This is a genomic window from Microcystis sp. LSC13-02, from assembly GCA_002282935.1.
Taxonomy (GTDB): domain Bacteria; phylum Cyanobacteriota; class Cyanobacteriia; order Cyanobacteriales; family Microcystaceae; genus Microcystis.
In genome coordinates, this window is sequence record MTBT01000003.1 from 1 (window position 1) to 6651 (window position 6651).

Annotated in this window: 3 protein-coding genes and 2 pseudogenes; 2 read left to right on the plus strand and 3 right to left on the minus strand. The window is 43.2% G+C overall.

Annotation, left to right across the window (positions count from 1 at the left end):
• Window positions 1-178: 178 nt before the first annotated feature.
• Window positions 179-283 (minus strand): annotated as a pseudogene (locus BGL89_RS21135) (bluetail domain-containing putative surface protein); the annotation flags it as partial.
• A 76-nt stretch (window positions 284-359) separates the two neighbouring features.
• Between BGL89_RS21135 and BGL89_RS00035 the strand changes: the two are divergent.
• Both BGL89_RS00035 and BGL89_RS00040 read left to right on the plus strand, forming a co-directional pair.
• Window positions 360-650 (plus strand): type II toxin-antitoxin system Phd/YefM family antitoxin, encoded by a 291-nt coding sequence (locus tag BGL89_RS00035; RefSeq protein WP_002774149.1) that lies wholly within the window; start codon window positions 360-362, stop codon window positions 648-650.
• Complete coding sequence (locus tag BGL89_RS00040; RefSeq protein ID WP_286823569.1) at window positions 647-979, plus strand: type II toxin-antitoxin system RelE/ParE family toxin; 333 nt, start codon at window positions 647-649, stop codon at window positions 977-979. The genes BGL89_RS00035 and BGL89_RS00040 overlap by 4 nt, the downstream gene beginning before the upstream one ends.
• A gap of 176 nt (window positions 980-1155) precedes the next feature.
• On the opposite strand, the pseudogene BGL89_RS00045 reads toward BGL89_RS00040, so the two are convergent.
• Window positions 1156-1272 (minus strand): annotated as a pseudogene (locus BGL89_RS00045) (bluetail domain-containing putative surface protein); the annotation flags it as partial.
• Between the two features lie 112 nt (window positions 1273-1384).
• On the minus strand, window positions 1385-6651 hold a 5267-nt coding region (locus BGL89_RS00050; protein ID WP_502692579.1), incomplete at its 5' end, for a S8 family serine peptidase.

Sequence of the window (6651 nt, forward strand, 5' to 3'; positions counted from 1 at the left end):
TGCAACCCTGGAAGTTCTTAAGTGCTATATTAAAGATCAAGAAAAGCCGTCGTAAAACGACGGGGTTTTAACCCAAATTTTCGATAAATGGCGGGAGTAGCTGACAATTTTTAACAGAGAAAACGGGTTTCTCCGAGAAACCCGTTTTCTAGGTGACTTAGAAGGAGAGCTTAGACACTTAGATAAAGAAGCTACTAACATTAATGCTCCCCAAAGCTGGTAAACTGCCGGTAAATCCGGTGATATTTATTAATAAATCATTGCTGGATTGGAAGCCAGCAGTGAGAGGAGCGGGTATTTGTCACAGGGGACTTAATTTAAGGTAGCATATAGTTAAATGCGTTTTGTCTGCTAGGATAATGCTCAACCTTTCAAAAGACATTCATTCTCTAACTGAGTTTAAACGAAACACGACCCAGTTCATAGAGCATCTCAAACAAACCAAAGACCCTTTGGTGCTTACGGTTGATGGGAAAGCAGCACTCGTCGTGCAGGATGCGGAATCCTATCAGACACTTCTTGAAGCTGCAGAATTGGTTGAGACGCTTAAAGGAGTCAAGCGTGGTCTTGAAGAGATGAAGCAAGGCAAAGGTAAGAAGGCAGAGGAATTCTTCTCTGAATTGTTCGATAAACTGGACAGTTCTCCATGAGCCAAAAGTATCAAGTGGTCATACAACCTGAAGGACAACAGGGAATTGAAAAAGCCTATCTGTGGTTCAGTAAAGATTCTCCTCGAAAAGCGAGGTTGTGGCTAGAAGGATTGTACAAAGCAATTCTGTCACTAGAGCAAATGCCTTACCGTTGTTCACTTGCTTTTGAAAATAATTTCTTGGAGGAAGAAATCCGACAACTTATTTATGGTAAGGGACGTAGTGCCTACAGAATTCTCTTTACCATCACTGGCGATATTGTGCAGATTCTTTTCGTGCGCCACGTTGCACAAAAGCCTTTGTCAAGTCAAGAAGATGAAGAAGAGTAGAGGTCCATGGCATACCATTGTTGTCCTAAATTGTGACGGCAAAGTTTTGATAGGTAAGGTTATACATTTTTCTTTATTTGTGGCAGACATCTTACTGTCCTCTCCCAAAAAGGGAGAGGGGTTGTGGGTGAGGGTAATTAACCATCTCTGCCATTACTTTAGAAAAAAGGTATTAATTAAACAAAGAAATTACCCACCGGAATACTCCCTAAAGCTGGTAAACTGGCAGTAAATCCGGTGATATTTATTAATAAATCATTGCTGGATTGGAAGCCCTCAGTGCTACCATTAATCGGAAACGGCAATGAGTCCTGTGGGGCGACAAATGACGGCGATTCGCAGTTAGAAAAAGACAACCATCTGCAACTCCCAGAGGAAAAGGTTTGTCAGACCAGCAAAAGACGATTAAGCAATAAAATTAAACGCCAAAATCCCATCATTAAAGTCGTTATCGCTGATATTGGGTAAGTTACCCGGTAAATCCTCAAAGCCAAAGATATTATTCCCCCTTGACCGTAAATGTTCCGCACCATCGGGATTTGCCGCCCCAAAGGAGAAATAGGCCACCTCATGGGTCATATAGTTTTCTAGAGTAGCCGCCACGTTATCGGGATTTTTGGACAAAAATGCCTGAATACTCCCTTGCAGACTTTCTCCCAGATTGCCGCCATTGGCAATCACAAAGGGTGCGTAGCGTCGCCCCCCTTCCAACAACACATCCCCAAATTCAGCGGCGGTGGTGCTTTGGTTTGCCCCTTCCCCACTGGCCCGCAAAATGAAGTTATTCACCGCTTGACTTAAGGCGGTACGCGCATAACCCGCTTGACTGGGTTGAATTAACTCTGTCGCGTTGCCATCTCCATCTAAATCGAGGCTGTCAAAAACGGCTCCGTTATCATCGGCCACTGGATAGAGACCGACAACGTTATTGAAGAAAGCTCCCGTCTGTTGAAGTCCTTCCTCAATCGCTTTGACCTGTATGCTACCGGGCAAGTCACTAAAGTTGAAAACCAGAGAACCTTGTCCATCACCCGTATTATTAAATTGGAGGCTTTGGGGATTAACGGCTTGGTCGGGTAGATTGGTAATTTCTAGGGTGAAATTAACCGTTGCGTCTGGCGTGGCGTTGGGAGCCGGCTTGAGGGTGGTATCCGTCACCGCCACCGTCAGATTATAGAGGGATTGGGCTTCAAAATCGGCCTTACCGATGAAGAATAATTCCCGTCCACGAATCTGGAAACTGCTCTGATCGTTCCCCAGCAAAGAAAGGCTATTTGTTCCCAGGGCATCATCGCTGATCTGAATATCGGCAACTTTTACACCTTGACTGGTATCGCTGTTTTCAGCGATCGCCTTGGTGCTATTGGCAAGAATTAGGGCTGTGGGAGCTTCATTGACATCGGTGATGTTTAAAGTCAAGGTTTGGGTGAGATCGGGGGTGACACCAACGGTTGGATCATCCACATTCACAGTGACTTCGTAACTGTTTTGAGCTTCAAAATTAGGAGCAAAACCGACATAGAAAAGTGCCGAATTCTGAATTAAGAAGCGCTCCCTATCCCGTCCCGTGAGGGAGAGATTATTGGTTCCTAAACCATCATCTTCAATAAGGAGATCGGCGACCTTAAATTCTGGAGTGACATCGACATTTTCAGCTAACTCGGTGACAGCATTTTGGAAAATTACCGCTGTGGGAGCAAGATTACCAGGAGTTTCATTGACATCATTAACAGTAATGACCAGGACTTTTTCAAAACTGAGTCCCCCTTGGTCAGTTGTTTTAACTCGAATACTGTAACTATTCTTGGTTTCAAAATCAGGGGAATTATTAATCTGTAATTGATTCCCCATTCCTATCACCGTATTGGGAGCAACATTTTCATTTACTGTGGTCGCACTTAAGGCTAAATCTGTTGGTGTTTCATTAACATTATTTACCACAATTGTCAAGGTTTTCTCAAAACTGAGTCCTCCTTGGTCTGTGGTTTTTACCCGAATACTGTAACTATTCTTAGTTTCAAAATCAGGGGAATTATTAATCTGTAATTGATTCCCCACAATTGATAATGCAGTATTATCTGTATCTCCTGTTCCTGCTATTAAACTATAGGTAAAGCTATTACCAGTATCGGGGTCTGTGCTAGAAAATGTCCCTATCACCGTATTGGGGGCAACATTTTCATTTACTGTGGTCGCACTTAATGTTAAATCCGTCGGAGCAAGATTACCAGGAGTTTCATTGAGGTCATTAACAGTAATGACCAGGACTTTCTCAAAACCTAGTCCCCCTTGGTCAGTTGTTTTAACTCGAATACTGTAACTATTCTTGGTTTCAAAATCAGGGGAATTATTAATCTGTAATTGATTCCCCATACCAGGAGTTTCATTATCATTATCATTATCAGTAATGATTCCCACAACTGCTTCAGTCGTACCTATGGCATAACCTGTTCCAGAAGCGAGGGTTAAAATGACGGTTTCATCGGGTTCAACTGTAGTATCAGTAGTGGGGTCAACTGTTACGGTAGCAGTCGCAGAATTAGCAGCAAAACTAACTGTTCCGGTTGTACTTGTGAAACTTGCTGCACCAGTTTGGGTGTAATCTGTGTTAAAGGTAGCTGTCCCCCCGACTGTATAGTTGAGGGTTAAAGCATCAGTTGTGGCTCCGGTGCGAGTGAAGGTATAGACTAAGTTAGTTGTCCCATCTTCATTAACACTGCTGGGAGAGACAGCAAGAGTAATATTTGTAGGCGTTACATCATCGTTAACGGGATTAATGGTGATATTCACTGTCGCCGCATTATTGGCATAAACACTCCCATCAAACCCGTTCCAACTAAAAGTAATATTCCCGTTAAAGTTAGTATTGGGACTAAAAGTGAGATTATTTAAGTCGCTGGGTAAAGCAGTAATCTGTATCTTAACGAGAGTATTACCATCAGCATCATTGAAAGCTGAAGTAAAATCACTTTGGCTAAAGTTGATGGGGTTATCTTCATCCCCACTCTTATTAATGTTATTCAGAGTTGGTGGTTGATTGCTGGGAAGTTGCTGATTACCGAAGTTAATTCCCGTTAGTATCTGTCCCGCAGTCAGGGTGACATTATGAACTAAACTGACGGTATTAGTGACCGTGTTGGAACCATTATTATTGTTATTTCCTGGGTTAACTAAATCTGGATTAGAATTACTGTCATTGAGGTTGAGTATGTTTTCTGCTAAAGCAAGTGCATTGATTCGAGGATAACTGATTCCTGTGTTGGTAACGTTATCGTTTTCGTCATCCCCATCAATAATTAAGTTGCTGGTTGTGTCTAATAAGGTACGAAATTCAGTTAAGGTTAATTCCCGTCCTAAATAAGTTCGAGCAATCTGTTGAGCAAGGGTAGCAATTGCGCTAATGTAAGGCACGGCTTGAGATGTGCCACCCATGGTAATTGTCCCACCAGTTGCATTCGCACCGCTGATTAAAATTCCGGGAGCAAATACATCTAAAATTGGATGGCGTTGGGAGAAACTGGCAATTCGGTCTGCCGCAGTTGTATAATCTTTAGCACCATTACTAAAGCTGCCAGAACCGAAATCATCGGCCCAAACTGCACCGACTGAGATAACATTAGGGTCTGCTGCTGGATAGGCTAATCCAGGACTGCTATTAAAGGTGTAGAAACTGTTACCCGCTGCTGCTGCTATGAGAATATTTTGTCCGGCAATGGCGGCTAATTCATCGCCAATTCCATAGCGTCCGGTGGCGGTTGTCCAGTTTTGATTATCTCCTAAAGAAAGGTTGACAGAGGTGACATTATATGTGTTGGCATTTGTATTAACCCACTGTAATGCTTCTTCTAAGTCAGCAAAGTACCCAGAACCGTTATCTTTAAAGACTTTGAGTATAATTAAGTTAGCGTCGGGAGCAATTTGCGAGGCGATACTGGTAATGTGGGAACCGTGATTGTTTTTATCACTGGCATCAGTATCATTATCAGCAAAGTCGTATTGATAGATAATCTTGTCAGCAATACCATTATTATTAGCATCGACACCAAAGAGGGGATGATTTAAGTCTGCACCTGTATCAATAATAACGATGCTTTCTCCTTGTCCTTTGATGTTAGTAAAGCGGGAATCTGACCAAAAATCATCAAGGTTAATTAGATTGGTGGCGTTACTATTTTGAGAAGTGGAAAGGGTGTTACTGGGATTTGAGATAGGCGGCGTTATCGGATTATTATTGGGAGATTCGTCATCGATAATGGTCACGGTGGCGTTACCTTGATTACCAATGATTGCGCCGTTTGTCGGGTTGGTTAGATGAATTGTAAAGTATTCGTCTCCCTCAACTTTATTATCATTCCGAATGCGGATGGCGTTGGCATTGTTTAAGATGGCATTTTGGACGGGAATGACTTTACTGATTTCGTTTTCTGTGAAAGTAATGGTAATGGGACTATAGTTAAGGTCGTTATTTATCGAACTAGCGGCGCAACCGCATCCTTTGGCGGTTCCATCGGTAAAGGTAAGGGTGGCTGTGACTGTTTCTGTGAGGTTTCCGCTACGGTTGATGATAATTTCGGTGATGGCGGTTCCGTCTTCTTTGACTATGTAGTTGGCGGTGTTGAAGTTGAGTTGGGTTTGAGTGTTTGTCGAGGAAGGAATGAGGTCTAGGGTGGGGATTGTCAGGGGAATATCCGCAGCGGTGGTGGTAATGTTCAAGATGGGATGGGTTTGTTTCCAGCCTGTTTGTACGACTTGTGCGACGTTATAATTACCAGGACGAAGGTTATTGAAGGTATAGTCACCGTTGGCGTTAGTTTGAGTTGAGGTTTCTCCGGTGTCGAGTTGGTTGTTGTTGTTGGTGTCTAAGTAAACTGTCCATCCTGATAAACTGGGTTCGCTATTATTAACGGCATTGCCATCAATATCGTTCCAAACTGTCCCTTTGATTTCAGCGTCGTTGTCTTGAATACTGACATTAACTGTCCCAATAGTTAACCCGTTGTAATTGGTATCGCTGCTGCTGATATTGTGGGTAATGGTAGCAGTTTGATTCCCTTCTGTTAGGGTGTCATCAACGGCGGTAATGGTGACGGTTTGAGGAGTATTCCAGTTAGTAGGAGTGAAGGTAAAGGTAGTTGAATTGAGGGTGATTTGACTGTCACCAGTTAGGGTAATGGTAACGTCGTTGGTGGGTTGGGTTTTGAGGACAAGGGAATAGGTGTCAGTGTTACCACCTTCGGTGATGGTTGTGTTTCCTCCGGTTTGGGTTAAGGTAATTCCAGGTGTGGGAGGGGAAGTAATGATAAAGTTGGTGGTTTTGGCTGCGTCTCCGCTGTTTCCGGCGTTGTCTTGTATGGTGGTTGCGTCAACTTTTAGGTTGTAGATTCCTGGGGTATTGGTTAAGTCTCCTAAGCCATTAATGCGGTAGGTTGTACCTGAGAGATATTCAACGGTTACGGTATTAGGTAGGGTGAGGGTGACACCATCACGGGTGAGGGTAATATCACTTTTATCGAAGGTGTTGATGTTTATTTGTTCGGAGAATTGAACGTCAATACTGTTAATTGCGTTGGCGCTTGAGGTGGGGACGTTGAGGAATTGGGTAAGGACTGGTTGGCTGATGTCTGCGAAGAGACTGAGGGTTGTATTACTGGTGTTTCCTGCTGCATCTTGTA